We start from the raw sequence: 24,329 nt of genomic DNA, 5'->3' as shown, positions 1-24,329 counted from the left end.
CGGCGGTTTCAATGAGGCGTGTGGGTCAATCGTCCAAAGCGTCTGGTGGTCCACTGCACGGTGTCGTCCACGTAGCTGTACACCACCGGAATCACGAGCAGGCTCAGCAGAGTTGAGGTGAGCAGCCCGCCGATCACGACGATGGCCATCGGTGCGCGGAAGCTGGGGTCGGCGCCCCAGCCGAGCGCGATCGGCAGCATGCCGGCACCCATGGCGATGGTCGTCATCACGATCGGGCGGGCGCGCTTGCGGCAGGCGTCGATGATCGCGTCCCGGCGCTCCAGGCCATGATCGCGGCGGGCGATGATGATGTAGTCGATCAGCAGGATCGAGTTCTTGGTCGCAATGCCCATCAGCATGATCAGCCCGATCATCGAGGGCATCGACAGTGCCGAGCCCGTGACGAACAGCGCCAGGAAGGCGCCCGGGACCGAGAACACCAGCGCGGCCAGAATGGTCGCCGGCTGCACGAAGTCCCTCAGTAGCAGCACCAGCACCATGTAGATGCACAGCACGCCGGTCAGCATCGCCAGGCCGAAGCCGGACGCGAGCTCGCCCATATCTTCGGCGTCACCGCTCGATGCCCGTGTCACCCCCGGCGGTAGTATCTGAAGGCTGGGCAGCGCGAGTACCGCCTGTTCCACCTCACCCAGCTCTCGGCCATTCAATTCGACCTCGAAGTTGATGTTGCGCATGCGGTCGTATCGCGTGATCTGCGAAGGGCCGCTGCCGATCTCGAGGGTGGCGACGTTCTCAAGCGGTACCGCTCCTCGCGCACCGGGTACCGGGAGCTGCTTGAGCGTCTGAAGATCCTCGCGGGCGGCATCGGCGAGCCTGACGACGATGGGCACCTGGCGCTCGCTCAGGTTGAGCTTGGCGAGATCCTGGTCGTAGTCGCCCAGCGTGGCGACGCGTAGCGTTTCGGCGATCGCCTCCGTGGTGACACCCAGGTCTGCGGCGCTCGCGAAATCGGGCCGCACGACCAGTTCGGGGCTTGCCAGGCCCGCGCTCGAGATGACCGCGCCGATGCCGGGAATCGTACGCAATTCGCGCTCCACCCGCTGCGCATGCTGCGCGAGTACCCGGCTGTCTTCTCCGGCGAGTACCAGCACATAGTTCTCGCTCGAGTCGCCCTCGCCAACGCTCACGCGCACGCCGGGCAGCGCTGAAAGTCCATCGCGGAACTGCGCCTCGATCGCCTGTCTTTTCAAGCCCGGTCGGTCGTCGCGGTGGGTCAGGTTTATCGTCAGCACGGCGGTGCGGACGTCAGCGCCGGAAGTGCTCACCGACTCGGTCGGATCGTCGCCTGAGTTGCCCGCGCCGATCGCCGTGTAGACCATTTTCACGTGCTCGTAGTGCTGGAGAATGCTCCGAGCCCGCTCGGCGAGCGAGAGCGTGTCGTGCAGCTTGCTACCGGGCGGCAGCGTGAGGGTCACCTGGGTTTGAGAGTTGTCATCCGCGGGAATGAAGGCACCGGGAAGCGTCGTAGCGAGCGCCAGTCCGCCGACAAAGAAAGCCGAGGAGCCGACGATCACCAGCAGGCGATGGCGCAGGCACCAGCGCGCGCCCGCCAGGTAGACACTCATCCAGCGCGGCTCGCGCTTGGCATGCGATTTCGGCGCACGCAGCAGGTAGGCCGCCATCATCGGCGTCAGAAGACGTGCGACGACCAGCGAGAAGAACACCGCGGTCGCCGCCGTCCAGCCGAACTGCACGAAGAATTTGCCGACGATGCCGCTCATGAACGCCGTCGGCAGGAACACCGCGATCAACGCGAAGGTGGTCGCGACGACCGCCAGGCCTATCTCGGCGGCGGCTTCCATCGCCGCCTGGTAGGGCTTCTTGCCCATCAGCAGGTGGCGCTCGATGTTCTCGACCTCGACAATGGCATCGTCGACCAGAATGCCGATCACCAGTGACAGCGATAGCAGAGTCACGATGTTGATCGTGAAACCCATCAGGTACATCGCCGCGAAGGTGGAGATCGCCGACAGCGGCAACGCGACCGCCGCCACGAAGGTCGCCCGCCAATCGCGCAGGAAGAGGAACACCACCAGCACCGCCAGCGCTGCCCCCTCGTAGAGCAGCCACATCGAGCCCTGGTAGTTCTCAACGACGGGATCGACGAGGTTGAGCGCCTCGGTGACGGTAATGTCAGGATGCTCTGCCTTCAACGCATCGAGCGCGGCGCGCACCCCTTCGGCGACCTCGATCTCGCCGAAACCCCGCGCACGCGCGATTTCGAAGCCGACCACCGGTTCGCCATTCAGGAGCGCGGCCGAGCGTGGTTCGGCAACCGTGTCGGAGACGGCGGCCACCCGGCCGAGCTTGATGCTTCGGCCGTCGCCCAGGGTGATTTCGAGATCGGCCAGCTGCTCGGCGGTCTGCACGGTGGCGATCGTGCGTACGAAGTGTTCGGTACCGCCAAGGTCGACACGCCCGCCCGACGCCTCCTGCTGCACCTGGCTCAGCTGTTGCGAGATGTCCACCGCCGTCGCATCCAGCGCGAACAGCCGCGCCGGATCGAGATCGACATGCACCTCGCGGGTGACGCCGCCGACTCGCGAGACGGCGCCAACGCCGGGGACCGCGAGCAGGGTCCGGCTGACCTTGTCGTCGACGAACCACGATAGCGCCTCGTCGTCCATGCGCGACGAGGCGACCGTATAGGTCAGGATCGGGCTGCCGGAGAATTCCACCTTCTCGATCACCGGGTCGCGCAGGTCGGCCGGAAGATCGGCGCGTACGCGAGCGACGGCGTCGCGCACGTCGTCGAGAGCCTCCTGCAGTGGCTTCTCGAGGCGAAACTCGACCGTGACGATCGCGTTGCCGTCGGTCAGGGTGCTGGTGATGTGATCGACACCCTGCATCGTCGCGATCGAATCCTCGATCCTGCGCACCACATCGGTTTCGAGCTGCGCGGGCGAGGCGCCGGGTAGCGAAACCGTTACGCTGACTGCGGGTATCTCGACGTCGGGGAATTCCTGGATCTTCATCGTCCTGAAGGCCATCAGGCCCGCGAGCGTGAGCACGATGAACAGCAGCACGACCGGGGTGGGGTTGCGGATCGACCAGGCGGAAACGTTGAGGTTCATGGTGTTTCCTCTGCTCGGTTCATGGCATCCAACGATGATGGATCCTCGACCACACGAACCAGATCGCCATCGCCGAGGAAGGCGCCTCCGGAGGCGACCACTGGTGCCGACGCCCCGATGCCGCCAGCGATCTCGATGTGCTCTCCCACACGCTGGCCAGTCGTCACCTTGGTCTGTACGACCCGGGAGTCCGGGCCGAGACGCATCACGTAGCTGAATCCGTCGCGCAGCAGTACCGCGCTCTGCGGCAGGGTCATGGCCCGGCGTGTGCCGAGCTCGAACTCACCGCGTGCGAACATGCCCGCCCGAGCGATGTTGCTTGCCGGTAGATCGACATAGACCGTGCCATTTCGGGTGGATACGTCCACGAGCGGAGCGATCGTGCGTACACGGCCCTCCAGCTCGCTTCCTCCCGGCAAGGTGACCTTGGCGACCTGATCGGGCTGCAGCTTCTCCAGATCGGAAGCGGCGACTTCGGCCCGCCATTCCAGCCGGCCACCCCGGATCAGTCGGAACAGTTCCTGACCGGTGGGAAGCACTGCACCGACCGTGGCACTGCGGGACGAAATCACGCCATCGTCGGGGGCGTGCACCTGGGTCTGGGCCAGGCGGAGTTGTTGCACGCGCTCGACGGCTTGCGTCGCTTCCAGGCGTGCACGCGCCGTGCGTGCCGACGTGCTGTACTGGAGAATCTGTTGGGTCGCCATCGCGCCTGTTTCTCGTAACTCGTGAGCGCGCTGCGCGTTGTCCTCGGCTTCGGCGAGTGCCGCCTCGGCCTCGGCGACGGCGGCGCGGCTCTGTGCCAGTTCGGCGTTCACCGTATCGGACGCGAACGTGGCGAGTACCTGGCCGCGCTGCACGACGTCGCCCACGTTGACCTCGACGCTGGCCAGGCGCAGGCCGTTTGCCTCGGTGCCGATGCTGGCTTCCTGCCAAGCCATGACGTCCCCGTTCGCGGCTATTGTGAGGGGCAGCATGGTGGGTTGTAGTGTCGTGACGGCCACGCTCAGCGCGGGTTGGGCGACCGCTGGGGTGTCACTGTCCGAGGCGCTGCTGGAGGTTTGCAGGAGCCAGGCGACCGTCACGGTGAAGCCCACCGCAACGACCGTGGCGGCCGCGAGTGAACGTAATTTATTCATTATCGTGATCCTTGTTTTCGTCAGCGGGCCAGCCGCCGCCTAGCGCGCGGTACAATCGGATCCAGGCAGTGATTCGCTCACGCTGCAGTTCGATCACGGCGCTCTGGGCGGCGACCATGCTGCGGCGTGCATCCTCGAGCTCGAACAGGCTGGCGGTGCCGATGCGGTAGCTGGCTTCGGTGGCCTGGTAGGAGCGTTCGAATCCGTCAGCGGCGATGGCCGCGTCCTCGCTGCGTTTCGCCGTGCTGTCCAGCGTGACCAGCGCGTCCTCGACATCACGGATCGCTTCACGCAGGCGGGCGGCATAGACGGTGGTGGCGGCCTCGTAGCGAGCGCGTGCCGCTTCCGCATTGGCGCGTCGCGTCCCGCCATCGAACAGCGGCAGCGTTACCGTGACGGGGCCGATGCTCCACACGCTGCCATTGGTGCTGATGCCCCCACTGGAGATGCGTGTCGTGCCGATGCTGCCGGCCAGCCCGATGCGGGGCCAGCGCTGCGCCCGCGCCTGATCCGAATCGGCGCTCGCCGCCACCACGTCACGCGCTGCCGCGTGAATGTCGGGGCGCTGTGCCAGCACCTCGGCCGGCATCGCCGTGACACTGAGCTCGGCCGGCCGTGGCAGCCGGCCGTTTGTGGTGGCCAGTTCTCGGCGCAGCGCCGCTTCGTCTTGGGCCGCAAGGGCACTCAATGCCTTGACCAGGAGTTCGCATTGCGTCCGCTGCTCGATCAGCGTTACGTTGCCTTGCGCCGCGCTGGCATTCGCCAGGTCCGCCTCTGCCGGGGGGCGGAAGCCCTTGTCCGCAGTCAGGCGGGTGACCTGCGCCGTCTGAACTCGCGATTGGGTATCGATTTCGGCCTGCTGGGCCAAGGCCTCGCAGGCGCGTAGCTCGACATAGGTCGTCGCGATTTCGGCAGCGACCGAAACCCGGGCGTCGTGCCAATCGGCCTGGCTGGACTCGAGCCGGGCTTGCGCGGCGTTGACGCCGGCACGGCCTGCGCCGAACAGGTCCAGTTCCCAGCCGAGCTGCAAGCCTGCCGATGTTTCGGTGCCGACCGGCGTGTCCAGATCCGTTCGTCCCCGGCTCGCGCTGGCGCTGGCATCCAGCGAGGGCAGCAGGGCGGCGCTCTGCGCCACGCGTGCGGCCTGGGCATCGGCGATGCGAGCGGCTGCCTGCGCCACTGTCGGGCTGACCTGCTGACCGGCCTCGATGAGGCGCAGCATCAAAGGGTCGTCGAACTGAGCCCACCAGCGGCTCAGGTCCCCCAGCTGCCCACCGTGAGGCAACGGGGCGTGCCATTGCGCGGCAACGGGCGCTGCGGCGCTGCCGGGTATGGTTTCGGGCTGAGTCGATACACATCCGGCGAGCAGCGCGGTGGTTGCCAAGATGCACCAGGCCGCAAGCGGTGATGGTTTACGGCCGGGAAGCGCCTTCGTATCCGCCACCCGTCGCCGGCGGGGCATGAAGTCAACAGGAATGACATCGGTGGCTGGGAACATGCGGTGTCCTCGTCTCATGGGGCGAGACTTTCCCGCAATGCGTCTTTCAGAAGACTTACTGGTGATTTGGATCGATTGGGTGTTTCGGTAAGTTTTCCGTAAGTAGGTGGCTGCGAAAGTGGGCTTCTTTTAACAACACGCGAGAAACGATCATGTCAGTCATATACCCGCTTATCTCGATCTCCCGACCCCCGCTTGTCTCGATCTCCCAAGCTTCTGTTTCACGTATGGCGGCCGTTTCCGTGCTCGCCGTTGGCCTCTGCACCTCGGCGACGGCCCTGGCCCAAGAGCCGAACGACGCCGAGTCGTCCTCCACGACCTGGGGGCTGGGGCTCGGCGCAATGAGCGAGCAGGAGCCCTACACCGGTATCGATCGTGACAACCAGCTCCTGCCGTTGCTTGAGGTTGAGAACCGGTACATTCATCTCTTTGGCCCGCAGATCGAATTCAAGCTGCCGAGCCTCTATATCAGCGATTCTCAAGCGCTCGACTTCGGTATCGTCGTCCAGTACGACGGCAGCGGCTATGAAGAAGGCGACGCTGATATCCTCGATGGCATGAGTGAGCGCAAGGATGGCTTCTGGGCGGGCGGCAAGGTGGAATGGGACAACGACTTCGTTGAAGTCGGCGCCGAATGGCTTGCCGACGTGTCGGGCAACAGCAAGGGCCAACGCATCAACGTTGGTCTGGAGAGAACCTGGCACTTCGGAGATCATTTCCTGCTTACGCCGCACGTGGGGGCGAGCTGGCAGGACGATAAGACGATCGATTACTATTTCGGCGTTCGTGACGATGAGGTTCGCATCGATCGGCCTGCCTATGCCGGGGAGTCCGCTATCGACGTAGAAGCAGGGGTGCGTGGTGCCTACATGTTCGATAAGCACCACTCGGTGCTCATGGGCGTCGAGGTGACGCGTCTGGCGGATGAGATCAAGGACAGCCCGCTGGTGGATCGCTCGACCACCAATAGTGTGTTTCTCGGCTACGTTTACCGCTTCTGATGAGCCGCATACTTCTGGTCGAGGATCATGACCGGTTGGCCCGGCTGATGTGCAAGGGGCTGGAAACCGCCGGCATCGCCGCCGATGTGGCCGAGCGCATCGATGCCGCATGGGCCGCCGTCCAGCAGATGCCCTACCAGGCATTGATTCTCGACCGGGGGTTGCCGGACGGGGATGGCCTCATCCTGCTGCAGAAGATGCGCCGCGCCGGCCTCGGCGTGCCTTGCCTGGTGTTGACGGCCCGCGATGCGTTGCATGATCGGGTACAGGGGCTCGAAGCCGGTGCCGATGATTACTTGCCCAAGCCGTTCGCGATGGACGAGATGGTAGCGCGTGTTCGCGCGCTGCTGCGCCGCCCCGTGGCGTTCCACTCGCTCGACCCCAGCCATGGCGACCTCACCCTGCGACCCGAAGCCGGCGTGCTGTACAGCGGCAATGAAAGCGTCATCCTCGCCCCGGCGGAGCTGCACATCATGCAGCTGCTCTTGCACAAGCACGATGAGGTAGTGCGCCGCAGCGCGCTGGAAGCGGCGGCCTGGGGGCTGAGCGAGGCGGTCACACCGAACGCCCTGGACGTAGCCCTGCACCGTCTGCGCCGTAAGCTGCTCGCCATCGGTTCGCGCCAGCGAATCGTCAACGTCAGGGGGCTGGGCTATGCGCTGCGTGAAGCCGATGCCGCTGAATAGCTTGCGATTGAAAGTCCTGCTGGCCTATGCGGCTCTCTGCTGGATGGCAAGCACACATTGATGGAGGGTTTATGCTTCCCCGCCTTGGCTTACTGCTTTCCACACTGGTGTTTCTGGCATCCTGCGCCTTGCCGCCGGATACCCCGCATTTTCAACCTTCCGACAGCCTGCCACCCTATGATCAGGACAGTTTCGATCAATATGTGCGCGACACCCGCGCATGGATTGCCGAAAACCGTGCCTTTCTCAGTGACGACCACAACCTGGAAATACAGCTCAACACGCCGTTCGAGCTTCGCCCCGATAAACCGGCCAAGCGAGGCATTCTTTTCGTTCACGGACTGGGCGCAAGTCCTTGGTACTTTTCCGACATAGCCACTGCCATGGCGGATGACGGCTGGCTGGTTCGCTCCATTCTGCTGCCGGGCCACGGCACCCGCCCCGCCGATCTGATGCTGCCCGATAGCGAGGATTGGGAAAAAACCGTTGCCCACCACGCAAACCTGCTGGCAGCCGAGGTCGATGAGCTTTGGCTTGGCGGCTTCTCTACCGGCGGAAACCTGGTCACCTCCCATGCGCTAAGCGACGAGAATGTTGCCGGGCTGTTGCTGTTTTCCCCTGGCTTTTATCCCGATAACGGCTATCTGTTTCTCGCCCCGGTCATTTCCCGTTTGTGGGATTGGGTTGATATCGATGACGAGGACAATATCGCCACTTACCAGTCCCTGCCTACGCGTGGGGCCGCGCTTTATTACCGCTCGGTCAGAGCCGTGCAGAAAGATCTCAAAACCGCGCGTTTTGACAAACCTGTCCTGATCACCATGAGCCAGCATGACAGCGTTCTCGATCCCAGCGCGACGCTCGATGCCTTTCAAACCCGCTTTCCCAACCAACAGTCACGCTTCGTCTGGTACGGCGACGCCCCGCAGGAACTTGACGATCCACGCATCACCGCCCTTGCCAGCAATTTGCCCGACCGTCGCATCAGCACCTTTTCCCACATGAATGTGCTATTTGCGCCCGAGAACACTTATTACGGTGAGAAGGGCAGCCATATCATTCTTGAAAACGGACAGGACGGAATTCCCCTCCCCGAGGATTCCAACACCTTGTGGTTTGGGGCATGGGGACAGATCGCGGCGGAAAAATACCATGCCCGCCTGACCTGGAACCCCTACTTCCTCGATCTCCTCGACAGTATCCGCGAGGTGGCAGGTGATAGTTGACCCTTCTTCTATTCAACGTGAGGAGACTCCTGGCGATAACGCATCAGCCGACCTCATGGGATTCCGTCATGTGCTTGATCGTCAACAACCTCAGGGAGCTGGGCCATGCGCTTCGTAAGGCCGATGCCGCTGAATAGCATTAGTCTGAAGGTTCTGCTGGCTTATGTAGCAGGGATGGTGCTCAGCATCGTGCTGCTCGTGATCGCTGCAGTAGTGGTGGTCCAGAGCAACATGCTGGCCCGGATGGATCTGGCCGACGCCGCGGAGGGGATGGCGAACAATATCGAATTCGACAGCAGTGGCAGACCCGTCGGGTTCGACTCGAGCATGGACGACCGCGCCTGGCTATATGAGGGCCCTCAGCGCGAGACGGCCTATCGGATCCTGGATGAAGCTGGAGACACGGTCGTCTTCTCGAGTGCCGGAGAGGAGTTCTGGCCAGCCACCCATGAGCTCATGCGGTTGACGCGCGGAAACTTCACCTTCGAGCACGAGGGAAACACCTTTTTCGGCGCCACGGAGCCCCTCGTGCACGATGGGCGAAGGTGGTATCTGCAATTCGCCGTCAGTGCGAGGTTCATGGATGTCGTCTATACCGTTGCCTGGCCGCAGGTGGTCGCCGGCGTCACGGTATTCGGCAGTGTCCTGTTCATCGCCTTCGGCTTGTGCGCTTATATCACCCTGCGCTACACCCTCAAGCCGCTGCGAGACGTGTCGGAGTCCGCCGCGGCCATCTCGCCGCGCTCCATTGATGCCCGATTGAGTACGGAAGCGGTGCCCACGGAGATCGCTCCTCTCGTGGACAGCTTCAATCGAGCCCTGGAACGCCTCGAACGAGGCTACCGCGTGCAGCAGGAATTTCTCGGCAACGCGGCACATGAGTTGAAGACACCACTGGCACTGATCCGCGCTCAGATCGAGTTGAAGAAGGGGGGCAGGAGTGAGCGCGACTCGCTATTGAGCGACGTCGAGTACATGACCCGTCAGGTGCAGCAGCTACTGCTCCTGGCGGAAGCCAGCGAGGCGCACAACTACCACTTCACTACCGTCGGGATGCAGGAGGTCGCCCACGATGCCGCTTCCTACCTGCAACGCATGGCGGAAACCGCCGACGTTCACTTGGCGGTGCGTGCCGTTGGCGACGTGCAGTGGAAAGCGGACCGCGCGGCCTGCTTCACCTTGCTGAAGAACCTGCTGGAGAACGCCATCCAGCATGCGCCCGCGCAAAGCTCCGTCAGCGTGGAGATTCAGGGCGATACGGTGACCGTGCGGGACAGAGGCCCTGGCGTCGATGCAGAGCAGCTGCCCCTGCTGTTCGAACGCTTCTGGCGTGCCGCGCATCGGCGTGACCACGGAGCAGGCCTCGGCCTGGCCATTTGCCAGGAGATCGCCCTGGCACACGGCTGGCGCCTCACGGCCGAGCAGGCCGAACCGGGACTCCGGTTCCGGCTGTCAAATGGGAAGGGAGCGTGAGGCCTCCCAGCAGGTTCGCTCAACGCCACCAAGGCAACCCTGCGAGCGTTTCGCATCGGCTAGGACGGGGTATACCGCTCTTCGGCGCCAGCTACCGTCGCCTCGACGCCGTTGAGGATCAGTGTAACTCCGAACTCGAAGCTCGCGTCGAAATCCCACGTCTCCGGCCATGCCAGATGCTCGACGGTCGGGTAGCCGCGGCCGGCGATGCGCTCGGCGCGGATCTGTTCGGAAGGCTCCAGGTCGGGAACCCGCCGGGCCTGGTACGCAGCCTGCGTGAGGGTGAAGCTCACCAGCAGGAAATAGGTTCGCGCGCTGTCGACATCACTCAGGCCAGCTTCACCGAGCGCTCGCAACGTGACCTCCATGGGTGCGAACACCGACGCAGGTGCCGCGCCCTCGAATTCCAGCAGGCGTAGCAGGCCGGGGTGCCGGAGGCAGAGACTGCGAAGCACACCAAAGCAGTGATGAATTTGATTGCGCCAGCTGGCGTGATGGCCGTCGAAGTCAGCGGCGGATATGACGCTTTCTGCCACGGCCGAGAGCAGGGCTCGCTTGCTGCTGAAATGGTTGTAGAGCGCCATCGGCGTTACGCCGACATCCTCGGCCAGGCCGCGCATGGTGATTGCATCGGCACCGGCCTCGTCGATCCGCGCCATGGCGGCGTCGATTACCTTGTCGCGGGTGAGGTTGCGCGACTTCCCCTTGGGCGCGCCCCGCGCCGTCTTTTTTGCTCTACCAGAGGGAGACACAGTGGCTACCCCTAGCGAATCAGGGCCAGCGCCATCGAAAGGAAGCCGAGCATGTGGAGAATCGCCCGCGCGACATGGGAATACTCCCAAAGGTTGCGCATGTGCTGCCAATCGGCATCCGGGGAGGAAAATAAACCGAAGAACATCTGGCTGGCTCCGGTGAGGCTCGTGTCCTTCAGCCATGCTGCATTTACCGGATGAGTGACGATCCAGTAGACCGCATGGCCAAGGAGCAGGAAACCGAGCGCCGCGGCAATCCACCAGAATCGCTCGGCATTCGTGGGCGTCAGGATGAGCAGGACGATAAGCGCAAGCATTCCCCCGAATTCACCGATGAGCCCACCGATCGTGAAGCCTGGGTAGTAGATCGTCTGCACCGCCCGGTAGGTCGGCTCATCGAGCCGTAGCTTTCCGGAAAATTCCAGGGCATGCGCGAGTGAGAGCCCCATTGTCACCGCCACGAGGAGTAGCGTTGCCAAGGATAGCGTGGTGATCATTCCAGAACCCGTCATTGCACGTCTCATATATACAGCGTAGACATACAGTGTATATCTCGCAAGACGATGAGGGGCCCTCATGCGGTAGCGGGTGCCGACACTCAACTCACGGTAAAAACTGTCGGATCAGATCCTCCCGCTCCATCTCCAGTATTTCCTTCAGCATCGAGTTCTCGCTGTCCGGCCATTCCAGCAATAGCGCATCGGCCTCGGGCGATTCGGCCAGATGGGCCGCCAGGATGTGGTTGGCATCCGGTTGGCCGCTCGCTTCGCTGGCCGTGGCGAAGGCGGCTTCCGCCCCCGCGTAGCAGGCCAGGGCATCCTCCGCGGCTCCCGCCAGGCGCTCATGCACCATGCAGCGCAGCAACATTCCCTCCTTGTGCAGTCCCCCTTCGTGAAGTTCATCCAGGTCCTGCTTGGCTTCTTCGTACTGGCCGAGGCTGGTGAGAAGCTGGGCGCGGCCGTAACGAAGCTCGGCGTCGTCGGGGTGCAGTTCCAGCCCATCGTCGTATATCGCCAGAACGTTTTCGAGCTGCTGCGGGTCGCCCAAGGCTTCCATCAGTGCGACGCCAGCGCGCTCCAGATAATGTGCCGGTGGTTCGCCGCTGGCCGGAGAGCAAGCGATGAGCAGGAGGGTGGTAATCGAGGCGCGGCGCGCCTTCGCAGGTTTCATGACTTCTCCCTTAGTCCCCATGCCCATGGTGCGGATAACGATTATCGCCCGCTGCGCGCCGTTGGCTACTGCCAAAGACGAGGTTGAGAAATGGCTTACAGAAATATCGGAGATCTCTTACAAAGTATTGGAAAAGATAATGTGATGTAGCCGCTGTGCTGATTGTGCGGTGGCTGAGTTACCCTGGTGATTGCTTGGGATGAACGATGAGGAAGCAGTATGAACAGGACAGCGGGTGAAGTAATACGCGAATTCTGGCGGCTAATGTCCTCGAATGATTTCTACTCGGTAACGGTGATGCTTGCGCCGGATTTCGTTCTCGAATGGCCACAGTCCAACGAATGCATCCGCGGTGGCGAGCACTTCGCACAGATGAATGCCGAGTATCCTGCGCATGGCCGCTGGCAGTTCACGCTGAACCGTATCCTCGTGGAGGAGGGGGAGGTAGTAACGGAGGTTGCTATCACCGATGGAGTTCAGACGGCAACGGCCATCTCGTTCTTTACCGTGGCGGAGGGAAGAATCACCCGCTTGGTCGAATACTGGCCCGAGCCTTACTCTGCCCCTGAAGGGAGGGCGCACCTGGTTGAGGCGATCCTGCACTGATAAAGAGTTGTACATTGATGCCACAACGCAACAAGGCCCGCCTGGGCGGGCCTTGCTATCGAACCGGAGGAGGTTCGAAAACTCGTGACCGTTAGGTCAGGCGAGTTGGATGTTCGAAGCCTGAAGGCCTTTCTTGCCCTGGGTCACGTCGAAGGAGACGTTTTGACCTTCCTGCAGGGATTTGAAACCTTCAGCTTGAATTTCGGAGAAGTGGGCAAAGACATCGTCACCGCCATCGGCGGGAGTGATGAAGCCGAAACCTTTGGAATCATTGAACCACTTGACTGTTCCAGTCGTCATAATAAATCCTTTCGCGCATTTAGCGCCTTGCGATATTTCTGGTTTTACCCAGATGTGCCGCGGGTAAAACAAGGTTCAATCACAGGCTGCCGAAAGAATTCGAATGCTACTGAAACCGTACTGCTTGCTACCAGCTGAACCCACGGTGTCATGCTTGGGCACCGTGGGTCAAAGGCTTTATTTTTTTATTTTTTTCATTGGTTCGAACTACCTGGTTTTGCTGAAATTATTTTGCCCATGCCAGATCCATTGCCCAACAAGGCTCGCCTAGGCGGGCCTCGATGTCGAGCCGGCTAGGTTCGAGAACTCGTGACCGATAAGGTCAGTCGAGTTTGATATTCGAAGCATGGAGGCCTTCGTCGGCGAACAGCATGGCCTGTTCTGGAGAGAGTTCGTAGGTGTCGCTGGCGGCGTGGTAAGCCACATAGCCGGCGGCCTAGGCGTTCAACCACTCGGAGACGTAGCGCTCGGCGCAGCCGATACGGCTGGCGAGTTCCTTGGCGTCAAATGCCCCGGCCCCGTTTCATATCGAGATCGTGGGGGAGGCAGTGGGAGCGCTGAAGCTGGCCAGCGGCGTGCCGATCGATGTCCAGCGCGCTTCGCCGCTGCCACCGGCCTGACGCCGATTGCCTATCGCCGGCGCTTCAGTATTCCCGATTTCGCTCGCCAGCCCCAGAACGCAACAAGGCCCGCCTAAGCGGGCCCTGATTTCGAACCGGGGAGGTTCGAGAACTCGTGACTGTTAGGTCAGGCGAGTTTGATGTTCGAAGCCTGAAGGCCTTTCTTGCCCTGGGTCACGTCGAAAGAGACGGTTTGACCTTCCTGCAGAGACTTGAAGCCTTCCGACTGAATCTCGGAGAAGTGGGCAAAGAGATCATCGCCACCATCGGCAGGAGTAATGAAGCCGAAACCTTTGGAGTCGTTGAACCACTTTACGGTACCAGTTGCCATGTTCTGAATCCTTTCGCGCAATCGCGCCTTGCAATGTTCCTGGTGTTACCCAGATGTGTAGCGGGTAGGACAGGGATAAATTACAGGCTGCCGAAAGAATCGAACGCTACTGAAACTATGCCACTTGCTTACCAGCTGAACCCACGGTGCCATGGTTTGGCACCGTGGGTCAAAGGCTTTCTTTTTTATTTTCAGGGGCGGCGCACGGCCCTCACCTTGCCGCTGTCTCCGCCGCCGCAGAAGAATCGGCCGTTGCCATCGGCTTCGAGCCCCGACACCCCCGCACCCGGCGGCATCTCGAGGCACTCCAGCACTTCGCCCGTGTCGGGATCGATTCGCCGCAGGTCGCTCGCCTCGTCTTCCCAGGTGCCGTGCCACAACTCGCCATCCACCCAGGTAACCCCTGTGACGAAGCGGTTGGTCTCGATGGTGCGCAGGACCTCCCCGGTGTCCGGGTCGACCTGGCGGATCTTCCTCTCCCGATACTGACCCACCCACAGCGCGCCTTCGGCCCAGGCGAGCCCGGAATGGCCGCCGCCGGGAGGTGCCGGGATCGTGGCCAGCACACGACCGCTGTCGGGGTCGATTCGCTGGATCCGCTCATCGGCGATCTGGAACAGGTGTCGGCCATCGAAGGCCGTGCCTGCCTGTGCGGCGATATCCAGCTTGCGTGGGATTTCCCCGCTCGCCGGGTCGAGGGCGTTCAGCGTATCGCCGGTGGCGAACCAGACGTGCCGGCCGTCGAACGTGACGCCGTGTACGTTTTCGACGCCGGGGAACGGGCCATATTCACGAAGAATTTCAGCGGTGGAACGGTTCATTGCGTAGTCCTCATTACTCGGTAGGTGTTGTCAGCCTAAGTGCCCGGCAAGAAAGCAGGGAGTAACAAGGTTGTCGTGAATCCCGGCAGCGGCGGGGTCAGCCAGCGGCGTGCCCTTCCCTGGCCGTATGCCTGCACCTTGCCTTCTTCCGCCAGCGAATCGAGCGCGCGCTGGACGGTGCGCTGGCTGGTATCGAGGGCCAGTGCCAGGGCCGAGCTCGACCATGGCTCGCCTTCCGCCAGCAGCGCGAGCACCGCGGCGTGCTTCTCTTCGAGCGGTCGCGCCAGAACCGCGACTTCGGGAGCGTGGCGTGGAGTCAGCGCGTAGCCTCGCCGTGTTGCACGCACTTCGGCGAGGGAGACAAGCGCCGAGCGGAGCCGACCGATTTCGACGCGCAGCCGCGCGCGATGCGATTCATCGGCATATGCCGTGCGGAATGCCTGGGCGATGAGCGTCTCCCTCGGCACGTCACCCGGCCACGCTTCGCCCAACAGACGAGCGAGGGCGAACAGCACCGGGCGTCCGGTCAGCGAAACCTCCGCGCCTGCCTCACGCACGCTGTGGCGGCAGGCGTCCACGACGAGGGACTTGGACGCCAGCAGGGCTTCGACCTCCTCGAGCAGCAGCAGCCGTTCTTCGCCATGCGCCACCAGGCGGGCCGCGGGGGTATCCAACACCCGGCGAGCGCTCTCGACTTCCGCCGTCAGCGAAGGAATGTCGGCCTGCCGTGCGGCGTGCTCGGCCCGGGCGAGTGCCGTGCGGGCCGCCTGGGTGTGCAGGCGGCGCGTCGCGATACCCATCACTACGAGTTCGTGGGTAATTCTCAAAGCGGGCGGGAAGGGGGCCGGGTCGAGTTCGCCAATGGTGCGCTCCGCCTCGTCGAAGCGCCCCATGAGCAACAGGCGGCGGGCCTCGAGATGGCGTGCATGCGCGGCGTTGACCCGGTCGCCGTGCGCTTCGAGCGTCGCCCGTGCCGTGCCGAGGGCTCTGGCGGAGCCGCTCAGGTCTCGCGCGGCGAGGGCGATCTCGGCTTCGGCGACGATGCACCTCGCGCGGGCCATGACGTCCTTCGTGCCGAAGGCGCGCGCCGCCCGGCGCAGGAGCCGCTTGGCGCTGGCGAAGTCGCCGAGCTGCGCCATCGAGATCCCGCGGAGCGCGAGCGCAGGCGCGTCGTCACGCAGGGCGACCAGGTTCAGGGCGCCGAGGGGGTCACCCACCGTAAGCGCACGGGCTGCGGCCGTGATCAGTGAGTCCATCGGAATCCCGCCACACTTGTTACTCCCACCGTCCGGTTATCTGGCACTAAAGGTATCTCATGACCGCGAAGGAGCGCGGCTTTCAATGTCTCGATCACCGAGCAGCAGCGCGAGGAGAACATCGAGTACAACTACCGGCGCGAGCCGGCGAGTCAGTTACGCGATAACGAGCAGTCTGTCACCGAGATACCCTCGCGATCGATACCCGAAGGGGACACTGACGGCCTGTGGGGCATGTATCAGTGGCTCGATCGTGCCCCCGGGGGGCGCAACGAGACGGGTATATGGTGGCGCCGCCATGACGAGTACGACAAGCGCTGAGGTCGTGGGGAGGACGACCCCCACGAAGGCGGACGGCAGCTCCGAGTGCATTGCGTAACATGGTGGAGAAAGCGCTGGAGCTGTCGTAACAGGTGATCACGGTGGGCGTGCGCTCGTCGAGTTCGAGTTCCTGCCGTGTGAAATAACGTGGCTGGAAAGCATCTCTTCAATTAACAGGCTTGATCATTTCAGCAAAAATTGTGATGTTATTACATATCATGTTATAGGCAAGGCAGGCCGTGACCATCCGAAGCCACGGCCTTAACCTCACTTCCTTCCAAGGATCGACGGTGAACTCAACCACACCTTCCTTACGGCCTGGTGCCGTTGCCGCGCGCTTCGGCCCCGTGTGCCTGCGTGCCTCGTTCGTGCTTCTGATCGGCCTGCCGGTGGCAGGCGCTGGTGCCCAGGAGCTGACGAGCGGCTCCGAATACGAGCTGGAGGCGATCACGGTGATGGGCACGCGTGAGCGCGCCTACCGCGACGTGGTGGCGCCCACGGCCAACAAGAGCGACACCCTGGTCAAGGAAACGCCTTTCTCCATCCAGACGGTGACCCGCGAGCTGATCGAGGATCGAGGCGTCACTACCTTCGGCGAGGCCGTGCGCACCGTGCCCGGTGTCACGCCGCAGGTCGGCTGGGGTGGCAGCAACGACCGCTTCCGTTTGCGCGGCTTCGCCACCACGGCGAACCTCAAGAACGGCTTTCGCCGAAGCGTGTTCGCGCCGGTGGACGAGTTGGTGAACATCGAGCAGATCGAGGTGCTCAAGGGGCCGGCCTCGGCGCTGTACGGCCGCTTCGAGCCCGGCGGGGTGGTCAATCTGGTGACGAAGAAGCCGCTGGACGAAGCGCAAACGCGTTTCGACCTGACCGGCGGGCGCTACGATTTCTACCGCGGCACCTTCGATACCACGGGGCCACTTAGCGATACCGTCAGCTATCGGGTCGCCGGGGCGTGGCAGGATAGCGGCAGCTTCCGTGACTTCATGGAGGCCGAAAGCCAGTTCATCTCGCCGGTGGTGAGGTGGCAGCCTTCGCCGCAGACCACGCTCACCGCCGAGCTGGAACTCGGGCGGCGCGATTCGTCATTCGACCGCGGCTTCGGCAACAGCCCACTGTTCCTCGAGGTGCCGATTCACAACAACTATGCCGAGCCGGACGCACGCCTGGAGAACGAAAGCGCGCTGGCGTCCGTGGTGCTGGACCATGCCTTCGACAGTGGCTGGGAGCTGCGCAGCGGGATGCAGGCGTCGTGGGCGCGCACCGATGCGCTGTGGTACCCCTACGGCTTCGAGCCGATCAGCGGGGCCGACACGAACGACCCCCAGGTCAACCGCCGCCGCCAGCGCAGCATTGACGAGCAGACCGACGCCTCGGTGATGGCGGAGGTGTCGCGGCGCTTCGATACGGGGGCGGTGGGGCACCGCGTGCTGCTGGGCGCCGACTACCACTACGACGAGTGGGACTTCGAGGCCCAGGCCTTCCTCGGCCCCGGAGGCTTCCCGGTCAACCTGCCGATCAGCCTGTACGATCCGGTGCATGGGAGGGCCCCCAGCGGCCCGCTTGAGCCCTACGACGCTTCGCATTACGACAGTCACAATGTCGGGCTGTACCTGCAGGACGAGCTGCAGCTCGGCAGCCAGTGGCGGCTGTTGCTGGGGGGCCGCTACGACCGTTCGCGCAGCGGCGCCAGGGCCGAGTACCTGCCGGTGGAGGGGCGCCTGACGCGTACCGACGAGGCGTTCTCGCCCCGCGTCGGCCTAACCTGGACGCCCAGCGAGGAGGTCTCGCTGTATGCCAGCTGGGCGCAATCCTTCCTCACCGAGCCCTCCAACGGCATGCTGCGCGAGGGCAACCTGCCGTCGCCCTCGCGAGGGCGGCAAGCCGAGGTGGGCACCAAGCTGAGCCTGCTCGATGGCCGCTTGGAGCCGACGCTGGCGCTGTTCGACATTCGCCGTCGTAACGGCGTGGTATCGGACCCGGACGACTTCAACTATGTAATCCAGGTCGGCGAGCAGCGCAGCCGTGGCTGGGAGGTAGATGTACCCTATGCCGTCACGTCGCAGTGGCGTTTGCTGGCCAGCTATACGCAGCTCAAGACCGAGATCACCGAGGACAGCGATCCCGCGTTGGTCGGCAACCTGGTGGCCAATGCGCCGCGCCGCTCCGCCAGCTTCTGGTCCACCTACGATTTCGCCGGCCGTGCCTCGGGGCTCAGCGTGGGCCTCGGCGCCATCTACGTGGGTGAGCGCGAGGCCAACACCGCCAACAGCTTCGAGCTGCCTTCCTATACGCGTTGGGATGCCAATGCGATCTACCGCTTCGGGGAAGGGCAGCGCTACCGGGTGCAGATGATGGTGCAGAACCTGGGGGACAAGCGTTACTACGATTCCGGCGGCCCGTTCGTGCCCACCTTTGCCGGCGCGCCGCGCAGTGTGTTTGCTACCTTCGGCATGACGTTCTGAGTGTGGGCTGGGAGGGCGGGCCGGCGATCGCCGGCTCGCTCCGCGCGGTCCTCAGTGGCCGTGGTCGTGCGTGGCGCCGGTGCCGCCTACGGCCACGATGCTGAAGGGCACACCTTCGACTTCCATCTCGCCGATTTTCTCGAAGCTCGTGGCTTCCACCTGGTGTAGCTTGCCCTCGAGCGGGTCGGTCACGAAGACGTGCTCGCCGGCAACCACCACACGTGGGCGAGGATCCCGCCAGTGGCCGTCCATGGAATACGGGTCGGTAAGCCGCAGCGATTGGCGGATCTCGCCGGCGAGTACGTCGAGCTGATGAAGCTGGCCATCCTCGGTGAACACGTAGGCATAGCGGGCCCGGATCGGGTCGACGGCGAAGTGCACGCGGCGAGTGGGCAGCTCGACCAGGCGGAAGGCTTCCTCTTCGCTCGGATCGATCAGCACCACGGCGCTCCGGTCGGGGCTATCGTAATAGTTGCCCAGGAAGTATTGCAGCCCGCGGCCGCCGACCAGGGTGGTCGTCTTGCCACCGCGGAGAGCGTCGGGATAGGGCAGGTGCTCGATGGCCGGCGCGCCATCCCCGGAGCGGACGATCAGCAGGCCCGTTGCACAGGCAAAAGCCATCAGATTGCCCGTTGCCGCCTCACCATGCAGGTCGGGGCACTCGGCCAGCTCGCCCACCCGGGTGCCGTCGCGATCCTGCACCCGAATGCCGATGGGCAGGTTGGTAGGGTCCTCGGGGTGTGGCTCGGAAACCAGGTCGTAGTCGCCATAGGGGATGATGACGCCGTGGTGGGGGGCGCCCGAGTCCACTTCGCGAAGCTCGACGCTTCCGGACAGCACATCGCGCTCGCGGAAGATCCGGGCAACGCCTTCGTTGTCGAAGAACGCGGCCCAGTGGCCCTGGTGCTCGACGAAGTGCACCGGATAGCCACCCTCGATCTCGGTTCCGGTCAGTTGGGGCTCCCCTATCTCGATGTCGGCGTGGTCGCCATGGCCGTGAAATGCGATGCCCGTAGCCAGGGCCGTCACGACATCGGATGAGCCCTGCACCGCATAGACCGTCTCACCGCTGTGGCTGCGATAGAGCGTCGCCGCGCCATGAATATCGAACGATGCCAACCGTTCGCCCTCCACGGCGTCGATGACATGCACGACCGGCTCGCTGTGGTCGGAGAGAAACAGCCGCCAGGCCGTGGCTTCCTTGGCATGGGCGCTGCTGGCTGCCAGCCCGGCGGCCAGCAGGGAGAGGGTAAACCGAGAGAATGCTCTTTTCATTCCTGAACTCCGTGGTTTCCTGATCGAAGGGCGACGTGACATTTATTGCCAAAATCGTTACGTTATAACATTCTATTTGGGTGAACAATGTGATTCCCTTCATTGGCCTGGTTAGGCCTCGGAAGGTGTGTCCGGCGACGGGGCGAAGCCTCTCCCGGTTGGCATGTCCATGATCCGTGACGGTGCGTATGAGCCCTGATGCAAGAAACCTGATTCCTGTGACCGTATTGACCGGCTTTCTCGGTAGCGGCAAGACCACGCTGCTCAATCGACTGGTGCGCCAGCCCGCCATGAAAGAGGCGCTGGTGGTGATCAACGAGTTCGGCGATATAGGTTTGGACCACCGGCTGGTCGTTGAGGGCGACGAACAAACGGTGGTGGAAATGAGCAGCGGTTGCCTGTGCTGCACCATTCGCGGTGACTTGAGCCACACCGTGCAGCAGACCTTCGATGCGATCGAGCGGGCGGGTGGCGAGCCCTTCTCCCGGGTGATCATCGAGACCACGGGGCTTGCCGACCCGGCCCCCATCCTGCAAACCCTGATAACCGATTACTGGTTGGCTCACCGACTTCGCCTGGATGGCGTGATCTGCCTGGTGGATGCCGCCAGCGGTATTTCGACCCTGAACGCTCATCGCGAATCGCAGCGCCAGGTCGCCGTCGCCGATCGGTTGTTGATCACCAAGACGGATCTGGTTGACGAAGCGCGGCTGTCGCGGCTGGCCGAACACCTGAGCAGGATCAACCCGGCTGCCGAGCAGTTGCAGGTGCGACACGGTGAGGTTTTGGCCGAGCAGTTGACCGGCGCCAGCCTGCCTGTTCGGCAGCGCCATGCTGAGCAATGGCTGAGCGCGGCCTCCTATGCACAGGTGTCGCCCGCGGTGGGTATGGTGGCTCCCGCTGCCGGTTCATTGGTCTCGATGCTGGCACCTCAATCAGACCCTGATCTCACCCGGCATGGTGAACAAATCCGCTCGTTCTGCTTCACCGTCGTGCAGCCCATCGCTGCGGAAGTGCTCGAGGATTGGCTGGACCTGCTGATGTCGCTGCTTGGCGAAAAGATCCTGCGGGTTAAGGCCATCGTGAAGATTGCCGGTCGGGAAGAACCGCTGGCCCTGCACGGCGTGCAGCACATCTTTCACCCACCGGAGCCATTGCCGGCCGAGGCCTGCAGCGACGGTATCTCGCGTTTCGTGTTCATCACCAACGGGGTGGCGCCCGCAGCGGTCACGCAGCTGTTCGACTATTTTCAGCCGGAGCGGGTGATCTGACCGGGGTGGCAGCGGGTCCAGTGGCAGGCCGGGCCTTCATCAGCATGGCAGCTTAGCCATGTCGTACTACTAAACCTCATGCACAGCTAAAGAGTCCCTTTCGATGAACAGGTTACCGCTGGAAGACATTGCCCTGGCGCCAGCCTCGCGCCTCGGCACCTTGAGCTGGGTCGGCATGGAGCAGATCGCCCTGCCGCTGCAGGTAGCCGGTCAGGGAGTGACCGGCTACGCTTCGGCGGGCGTCAGCCTGGACGACCCCACCGCGCGTGGCATCCACATGTCGCGCCTCTACCTGGCACTGGTCGAACTCGAGGAGCGGGAGATCTCGCTGGTGCGAGTGGCGTCGGTGCTGGAGACTTTTCTCGACAGCCATGCGGGGCTTTCCAGCACGGCCTTCCTCGACCTGAGCGGCGAGGCGATGCTCAAGCGCCCGGCCCTGATCAGCCCGCTATCAGGCTGGAAGCGCTACCCCTTCACCTTGCGCTGCCGCCGCGACGAACAAGGCTTCGAGGCGACCCTCGAGTTCACGGTGGGCTACTCCTCCACCTGCCCCTGTTCGGCTGCACTCTCGCGCCAGTTGATCCAGCAGGCCTTCGACGAGGACTTCACCGACATGCCGGTTAGCCGTGAGGCGGTGCGGGCCTGGCTGGGCAGCGAGCAGGGCATCCTGGCCACGCCCCATAGCCAGCGCAGCCAGGCTCACCTCTCGGTGCGGCTGGCTGACGGGCAGGACGAGCTGCCGCTGTTGCGCTTGGTGGGACGCGCTGAGCGAGCACTGGGCACTGCGCTGCAAACGGCGGTGAAGCGGATCGATGAGCAGGCCTTCGCCCTGGCCAACGGCCAGAACCTGATGTTCTGCGAGGACGCCGCGCGCCGCTTACACCATGCCCTGCGCGACCAGACCGGCATCGAGGGCTTCACCCTGCGTGTGGTGCATGGCGAAAGCCTGCATGCCCACGACGCCGTGGCACGCAGCGAGTGGAACTGGGGCTAAGGTAGGCTGTTCGCCTAAGATGGGGTATGCCGCAGTAAAAGGATTGCCGATGACCGCTCAACAACGCTTGACCCTGACGCATGCTGATGCCCGCCGCCTGCTGGTGCGCTATCACTTTCAACAAGCGCCTCTGGGGAGCGTCATCCGTCGGCTAGGGACCATTCAGTTCGATCCCCTGGCGCCGGTCGGTACCAACCCGGACCTGGTGTTGCACTCCCGGGTGCCCGAATACCGGCGGGGTGACTGGCTGCATGCGGCTTATCGTCAGCGATTGCTGGTCGATGGATGGGACAAGCAGGCCAGCCTGATCCAGCCCGGAGAGTGGTGGGCCCAGGCGCCGTTCCATCGCTGGTTCGAACGGCGCTGGCGGCAGCATGGCGTGGATGTCGATTCCCCGGAGGCCCTCGCCCTGGTCGAACAGGTCGAGCGCCATGGCCCCGCCACCAGCCTCGAGCTCGGCGATCAACGGGCCGACCCCGCATTGCGCGGCAGTTGGTACGGCCCCAAACGCTCGCGACACCTGCTCAAGGCGCTATGGGACGCCGGACGCTTGATGACGCACCACCGGGTCAGCGGTCGCCATGCCTATGACTTGCCAGAACGTGTGCTGCCCCAGGGGGCGAGCGGGCCGGACGCCACGCAAGATGATGCCTTGCAACGGCTGGTGGTCCGTCGCGTGCAGGCCGCTGGATTGCTGCGTCCCACTGCCGATGCCGCCGTGTGGTTGCTGCCCTGTTCGCGTGCGGAGCGCAACCGCATCGCCGCACGGGCCATAGCCAGGGGAGAGTTGGTCGCACTCGACGTGGAGGGCTCGGGCTATTGGACCACGCCCGAGGCGCTCTCGGCCTTGGAGGAGGCCCCCGACTCGGCCGGTTCCGCGAACCGGGAAATGCGTTTTCTCGCTCCGCTGGATCCGCTGATGTGGGACCGCGGCGGTGTCGCCCGCGTTTTCGGTTTCGATTACGTCTGGGAGGTCTACAAGCCTCAGGCCCAGCGGCGCTGGGGGTACTATGTGTTGCCGGTGCTGTGGGGCGAGCGTTTCGTTGCCCGTTTCGACGCCAGGTGCGAGCAGGGCACCGTGACCCTCCTCGCCTGGCACTGGGAGCCCGACATCCCTCCGACCAGACTTCCCGAGGGCCTGCCCGAGGCCCTTCAGCAAACCGCCCGTGAGTTTCTTGCCTACCTCGGCGCTACTCGTCTCGTCCTGCCCAGGGGCCTCGGTCGCGAAGCTCGGCGCGCCTGGCAGCGGGCGCTCAAATGACTCTGCTTTAAGCCTGATAACGCCTCCGCGACTCGGCAAGCGTCAGCCTGGACGACCCCACCGCGCATGGCAGCCTGTCTTCGATCCTTTCTTGCTCAGGCCACCAGGTCGATGGCCACTTGCCGTAGATACTGCATCAGTTCCCGCATGGTCTGCTCCGCCAAGTCCTCCTCCGCACGCTCGATCGCCTCCATTACCTTGACATGGTAGCCAGCCGAGATGTCGGGGCCTTGTGACGAGCCGAAGCGGAACCAGAAGCGACGCGAATGAGTCTGCAGCGGCGCCAGCACCTTGGAGAGGTAGCGGTTATCGCATGCCTGGTCCAGCGTTTCATCGAACTCCTTATCCGCCTGCAGGAAGCCCTCGATATCCTGCTGTCGCGCACTTTCCTGCATGGCCTGGGCGCATTCGGCCAGCCGAGCCCTGTGGGTGGCGTCTCCATACCGGGCCGCTGACCGCGCCAGCAGCGGCTCCAGCACCAGGCGAGGCTCCATCACCCGTAGATAATCCTCGGGCCGAATGTCAGCCACCATCACACCCGCGCGAGGCTTGATCTCGATCAGCCCCTCCCAGGAGAGTTTCTGCAGTGCCTCACGCACGGGGGTGCGCCCCAGCCCGACGATGTCGATCAGCTTCTTCTCCGTCACGACACTGCCCGGGCGCAGCTTGAGCGTCACGATCATGCTCTCGAGAATTCGGTAGGCGGCGTGGGCCTGAGAGGTAGTGTTTTCCAGCACGTCTGTCTCGCTTGATCGAATCGAACCGCGA

The 24,329-nt window shown here is 63.7% G+C and carries 23 protein-coding genes; 11 read left to right on the top strand and 12 right to left on the bottom strand.

The annotated features are described in order from the left end of the window. Window positions 1–8: 8 nt before the first annotated feature. Genes ACRWQA_RS18255 through ACRWQA_RS18245 form a run of 3 tightly spaced genes read right to left on the bottom strand, consistent with a single transcriptional unit; the run spans window position 9 to window position 5,618 of the window. Window positions 9–3,095 carry an efflux RND transporter permease subunit gene (locus tag ACRWQA_RS18255; protein ID WP_434227970.1) on the bottom strand — a complete coding sequence of 1,029 codons (3,087 nt, stop codon included), beginning with the start codon at window positions 3,093–3,095 and terminating at the stop codon, window positions 9–11. Then, on the bottom strand, window positions 3,092–4,234 hold the full coding sequence (locus tag ACRWQA_RS18250; RefSeq protein ID WP_434227973.1) for an efflux RND transporter periplasmic adaptor subunit: 1,143 nt from the start codon (window positions 4,232–4,234) through the stop codon (window positions 3,092–3,094). The genes ACRWQA_RS18255 and ACRWQA_RS18250 overlap by 4 nt, the downstream gene beginning before the upstream one ends. Then, window positions 4,227–5,618: an efflux transporter outer membrane subunit gene (locus ACRWQA_RS18245; RefSeq protein ID WP_446326211.1), complete on the bottom strand. Its 1,392-nt coding sequence runs from the start codon at window positions 5,616–5,618 to the stop codon at window positions 4,227–4,229. Before ACRWQA_RS18245 ends, ACRWQA_RS18250 begins: the two co-directional genes overlap by 8 nt. Window positions 5,619–5,884: 266 nt before the next feature. On the opposite strand from ACRWQA_RS18245, the gene ACRWQA_RS18240 reads away from it, so the two are divergent. The 4 genes from ACRWQA_RS18240 to ACRWQA_RS18225 all read left to right on the top strand — a co-directional run bounded on the left by ACRWQA_RS18240 (window position 5,885) and on the right by ACRWQA_RS18225 (window position 10,118). Further along, window positions 5,885–6,733, top strand: coding sequence for a MipA/OmpV family protein (locus ACRWQA_RS18240; protein ID WP_434227976.1), 849 nt, complete (start codon window positions 5,885–5,887; stop codon window positions 6,731–6,733). Continuing rightward, window positions 6,733–7,419: a response regulator transcription factor gene (locus ACRWQA_RS18235; protein ID WP_263582486.1), complete on the top strand. Its 687-nt coding sequence runs from the start codon at window positions 6,733–6,735 to the stop codon at window positions 7,417–7,419. The genes ACRWQA_RS18240 and ACRWQA_RS18235 overlap by 1 nt, the downstream gene beginning before the upstream one ends. A 71-nt stretch (window positions 7,420–7,490) precedes the next feature. Further along, entirely contained in the window at window positions 7,491–8,645 is a 1,155-nt protein-coding gene (locus ACRWQA_RS18230) for an alpha/beta hydrolase (protein WP_263582487.1), read from the top strand. A gap of 174 nt (window positions 8,646–8,819) precedes the next feature. Beyond that, window positions 8,820–10,118, top strand: coding sequence for an ATP-binding protein (locus ACRWQA_RS18225; protein ID WP_434227978.1), 1,299 nt, complete (start codon window positions 8,820–8,822; stop codon window positions 10,116–10,118). Between the two features lie 59 nt (window positions 10,119–10,177). Here the strand turns inward: ACRWQA_RS18225 and ACRWQA_RS18220 are convergent, their stop codons facing one another. The 3 genes from ACRWQA_RS18220 to ACRWQA_RS18210 all read right to left on the bottom strand — a co-directional run bounded on the left by ACRWQA_RS18220 (window position 10,178) and on the right by ACRWQA_RS18210 (window position 12,040). Further along, window positions 10,178–10,777: a TetR/AcrR family transcriptional regulator gene (locus ACRWQA_RS18220; RefSeq protein WP_434227980.1), complete on the bottom strand. Its 600-nt coding sequence runs from the start codon at window positions 10,775–10,777 to the stop codon at window positions 10,178–10,180. A gap of 104 nt (window positions 10,778–10,881) precedes the next feature. Next, window positions 10,882–11,367 (bottom strand): hypothetical protein, encoded by a 486-nt coding sequence (locus tag ACRWQA_RS18215; RefSeq protein WP_434227982.1) that lies wholly within the window; start codon window positions 11,365–11,367, stop codon window positions 10,882–10,884. A gap of 106 nt (window positions 11,368–11,473) precedes the next feature. Then, entirely contained in the window at window positions 11,474–12,040 is a 567-nt protein-coding gene (locus ACRWQA_RS18210; RefSeq protein ID WP_434227984.1) for a tetratricopeptide repeat protein, read from the bottom strand. A 219-nt stretch (window positions 12,041–12,259) separates the two neighbouring features. Here ACRWQA_RS18210 and ACRWQA_RS18205 point away from each other — a divergent pair, with 219 nt between their 5' ends. Further along, window positions 12,260–12,646 (top strand): nuclear transport factor 2 family protein, encoded by a 387-nt coding sequence (locus ACRWQA_RS18205; RefSeq protein ID WP_263582492.1) that lies wholly within the window; start codon window positions 12,260–12,262, stop codon window positions 12,644–12,646. Window positions 12,647–12,742: 96 nt separating this feature from the next. Here ACRWQA_RS18205 and ACRWQA_RS18200 read toward each other — a convergent pair whose 3' ends face one another. Beyond that, complete coding sequence (locus ACRWQA_RS18200; protein WP_167112047.1) at window positions 12,743–12,946, bottom strand: cold-shock protein; 204 nt, start codon at window positions 12,944–12,946, stop codon at window positions 12,743–12,745. A 497-nt stretch (window positions 12,947–13,443) separates the two neighbouring features. Here ACRWQA_RS18200 and ACRWQA_RS18195 point away from each other — a divergent pair, with 497 nt between their 5' ends. After that, window positions 13,444–13,566, top strand: coding sequence for a hypothetical protein (locus ACRWQA_RS18195; RefSeq protein WP_434227986.1), 123 nt, complete (start codon window positions 13,444–13,446; stop codon window positions 13,564–13,566). A gap of 127 nt (window positions 13,567–13,693) precedes the next feature. Here the strand turns inward: ACRWQA_RS18195 and ACRWQA_RS18190 are convergent, their stop codons facing one another. The 3 genes from ACRWQA_RS18190 to ACRWQA_RS18180 form a co-directional block, all read right to left on the bottom strand. After that, the gene (locus tag ACRWQA_RS18190; protein ID WP_167112041.1) at window positions 13,694–13,897 is read right to left on the bottom strand and encodes a cold-shock protein; all 204 of its coding nucleotides are present in this window, start codon (window positions 13,895–13,897) and stop codon (window positions 13,694–13,696) included. A 191-nt stretch (window positions 13,898–14,088) separates the two neighbouring features. Beyond that, window positions 14,089–14,718: a Vgb family protein gene (locus tag ACRWQA_RS18185; protein ID WP_263582495.1), complete on the bottom strand. Its 630-nt coding sequence runs from the start codon at window positions 14,716–14,718 to the stop codon at window positions 14,089–14,091. A gap of 35 nt (window positions 14,719–14,753) precedes the next feature. Further along, entirely contained in the window at window positions 14,754–15,779 is a 1,026-nt protein-coding gene (locus ACRWQA_RS18180; RefSeq protein ID WP_446326210.1) for a helix-turn-helix domain-containing protein, read from the bottom strand. A gap of 288 nt (window positions 15,780–16,067) precedes the next feature. Here ACRWQA_RS18180 and ACRWQA_RS18175 point away from each other — a divergent pair, with 288 nt between their 5' ends. Continuing rightward, on the top strand, window positions 16,068–16,295 hold the full coding sequence (locus ACRWQA_RS18175; protein ID WP_446326286.1) for a DUF899 family protein: 228 nt from the start codon (window positions 16,068–16,070) through the stop codon (window positions 16,293–16,295). Between the two features lie 290 nt (window positions 16,296–16,585). Beyond that, the gene (locus ACRWQA_RS18170) at window positions 16,586–18,760 is read left to right on the top strand and encodes a TonB-dependent siderophore receptor (protein ID WP_434227990.1); all 2,175 of its coding nucleotides are present in this window, start codon (window positions 16,586–16,588) and stop codon (window positions 18,758–18,760) included. Window positions 18,761–18,811: 51 nt separating this feature from the next. Here the strand turns inward: ACRWQA_RS18170 and aztD are convergent, their stop codons facing one another. Then, a complete protein-coding gene (gene aztD, locus ACRWQA_RS18165; protein WP_263582498.1) occupies window positions 18,812–20,035 on the bottom strand; it encodes a zinc metallochaperone AztD in 1,224 nt (407 codons plus the stop codon). Window positions 20,036–20,253: 218 nt separating this feature from the next. Here aztD and ACRWQA_RS18160 point away from each other — a divergent pair, with 218 nt between their 5' ends. The 3 genes from ACRWQA_RS18160 to ACRWQA_RS18150 all read left to right on the top strand — a co-directional run bounded on the left by ACRWQA_RS18160 (window position 20,254) and on the right by ACRWQA_RS18150 (window position 23,561). Further along, complete coding sequence (locus tag ACRWQA_RS18160) at window positions 20,254–21,306, top strand: CobW family GTP-binding protein (RefSeq protein ID WP_434227992.1); 1,053 nt, start codon at window positions 20,254–20,256, stop codon at window positions 21,304–21,306. A gap of 103 nt (window positions 21,307–21,409) precedes the next feature. Next, complete coding sequence (gene folE2, locus ACRWQA_RS18155; protein ID WP_434227994.1) at window positions 21,410–22,300, top strand: GTP cyclohydrolase FolE2; 891 nt, start codon at window positions 21,410–21,412, stop codon at window positions 22,298–22,300. A gap of 49 nt (window positions 22,301–22,349) precedes the next feature. Continuing rightward, window positions 22,350–23,561, top strand: a complete 1,212-nt coding sequence (locus ACRWQA_RS18150) for a DNA glycosylase AlkZ-like family protein (protein WP_263582501.1) — start codon at window positions 22,350–22,352, stop codon at window positions 23,559–23,561. 95 nt (window positions 23,562–23,656) lie between these two features. Here ACRWQA_RS18150 and ACRWQA_RS18145 read toward each other — a convergent pair whose 3' ends face one another. After that, window positions 23,657–24,298 carry a GntR family transcriptional regulator gene (locus ACRWQA_RS18145; RefSeq protein WP_263582502.1) on the bottom strand — a complete coding sequence of 214 codons (642 nt, stop codon included), beginning with the start codon at window positions 24,296–24,298 and terminating at the stop codon, window positions 23,657–23,659. Window positions 24,299–24,329 lie beyond the last annotated feature (31 nt).

Source organism: Billgrantia sp. C5P2 (assembly GCF_051062895.2).
This window is presented reverse-complemented; position numbering and strand designations above follow the sequence as displayed.

Bases quoted from the DNA above. Each gene is read 5' to 3' on its own strand.
- ACRWQA_RS18255 (WP_434227970.1), bottom strand. From the start codon at position 3,095: ATGAACCTCAACGTTTCCGCCTGGTCGATCCGCAACCCCACCCCGGTC.
- ACRWQA_RS18250 (WP_434227973.1), bottom strand. From the start codon at position 4,234: ATGAATAAATTACGTTCACTCGCGGCCGCCACGGTCGTTGCGGTGGGC.
- ACRWQA_RS18240 (WP_434227976.1), top strand. From the start codon at position 5,885: ATGTCAGTCATATACCCGCTTATCTCGATCTCCCGACCCCCGCTTGTC.
- ACRWQA_RS18235 (WP_263582486.1), top strand. From the start codon at position 6,733: ATGAGCCGCATACTTCTGGTCGAGGATCATGACCGGTTGGCCCGGCTG.
- ACRWQA_RS18230 (WP_263582487.1), top strand. From the start codon at position 7,491: ATGCTTCCCCGCCTTGGCTTACTGCTTTCCACACTGGTGTTTCTGGCA.
- ACRWQA_RS18225 (WP_434227978.1), top strand. From the start codon at position 8,820: ATGGTGCTCAGCATCGTGCTGCTCGTGATCGCTGCAGTAGTGGTGGTC.
- ACRWQA_RS18220 (WP_434227980.1), bottom strand. From the start codon at position 10,777: ATGGCGCGGATCGACGAGGCCGGTGCCGATGCAATCACCATGCGCGGC.
- ACRWQA_RS18215 (WP_434227982.1), bottom strand. From the start codon at position 11,367: ATGATCACCACGCTATCCTTGGCAACGCTACTCCTCGTGGCGGTGACA.
- ACRWQA_RS18210 (WP_434227984.1), bottom strand. From the start codon at position 12,040: ATGAAACCTGCGAAGGCGCGCCGCGCCTCGATTACCACCCTCCTGCTC.
- ACRWQA_RS18205 (WP_263582492.1), top strand. From the start codon at position 12,260: ATGAACAGGACAGCGGGTGAAGTAATACGCGAATTCTGGCGGCTAATG.
- ACRWQA_RS18200 (WP_167112047.1), bottom strand. From the start codon at position 12,946: ATGACGACTGGAACAGTCAAGTGGTTCAATGATTCCAAAGGTTTCGGC.
- ACRWQA_RS18190 (WP_167112041.1), bottom strand. From the start codon at position 13,897: ATGGCAACTGGTACCGTAAAGTGGTTCAACGACTCCAAAGGTTTCGGC.
- ACRWQA_RS18185 (WP_263582495.1), bottom strand. From the start codon at position 14,718: ATGAACCGTTCCACCGCTGAAATTCTTCGTGAATATGGCCCGTTCCCC.
- ACRWQA_RS18180 (WP_446326210.1), bottom strand. From the start codon at position 15,779: ATGGCCCGCGCGAGGTGCATCGTCGCCGAAGCCGAGATCGCCCTCGCC.
- aztD (WP_263582498.1), bottom strand. From the start codon at position 20,035: ATGAAAAGAGCATTCTCTCGGTTTACCCTCTCCCTGCTGGCCGCCGGG.
- folE2 (WP_434227994.1), top strand. From the start codon at position 21,410: ATGAACAGGTTACCGCTGGAAGACATTGCCCTGGCGCCAGCCTCGCGC.
- ACRWQA_RS18150 (WP_263582501.1), top strand. From the start codon at position 22,350: ATGACCGCTCAACAACGCTTGACCCTGACGCATGCTGATGCCCGCCGC.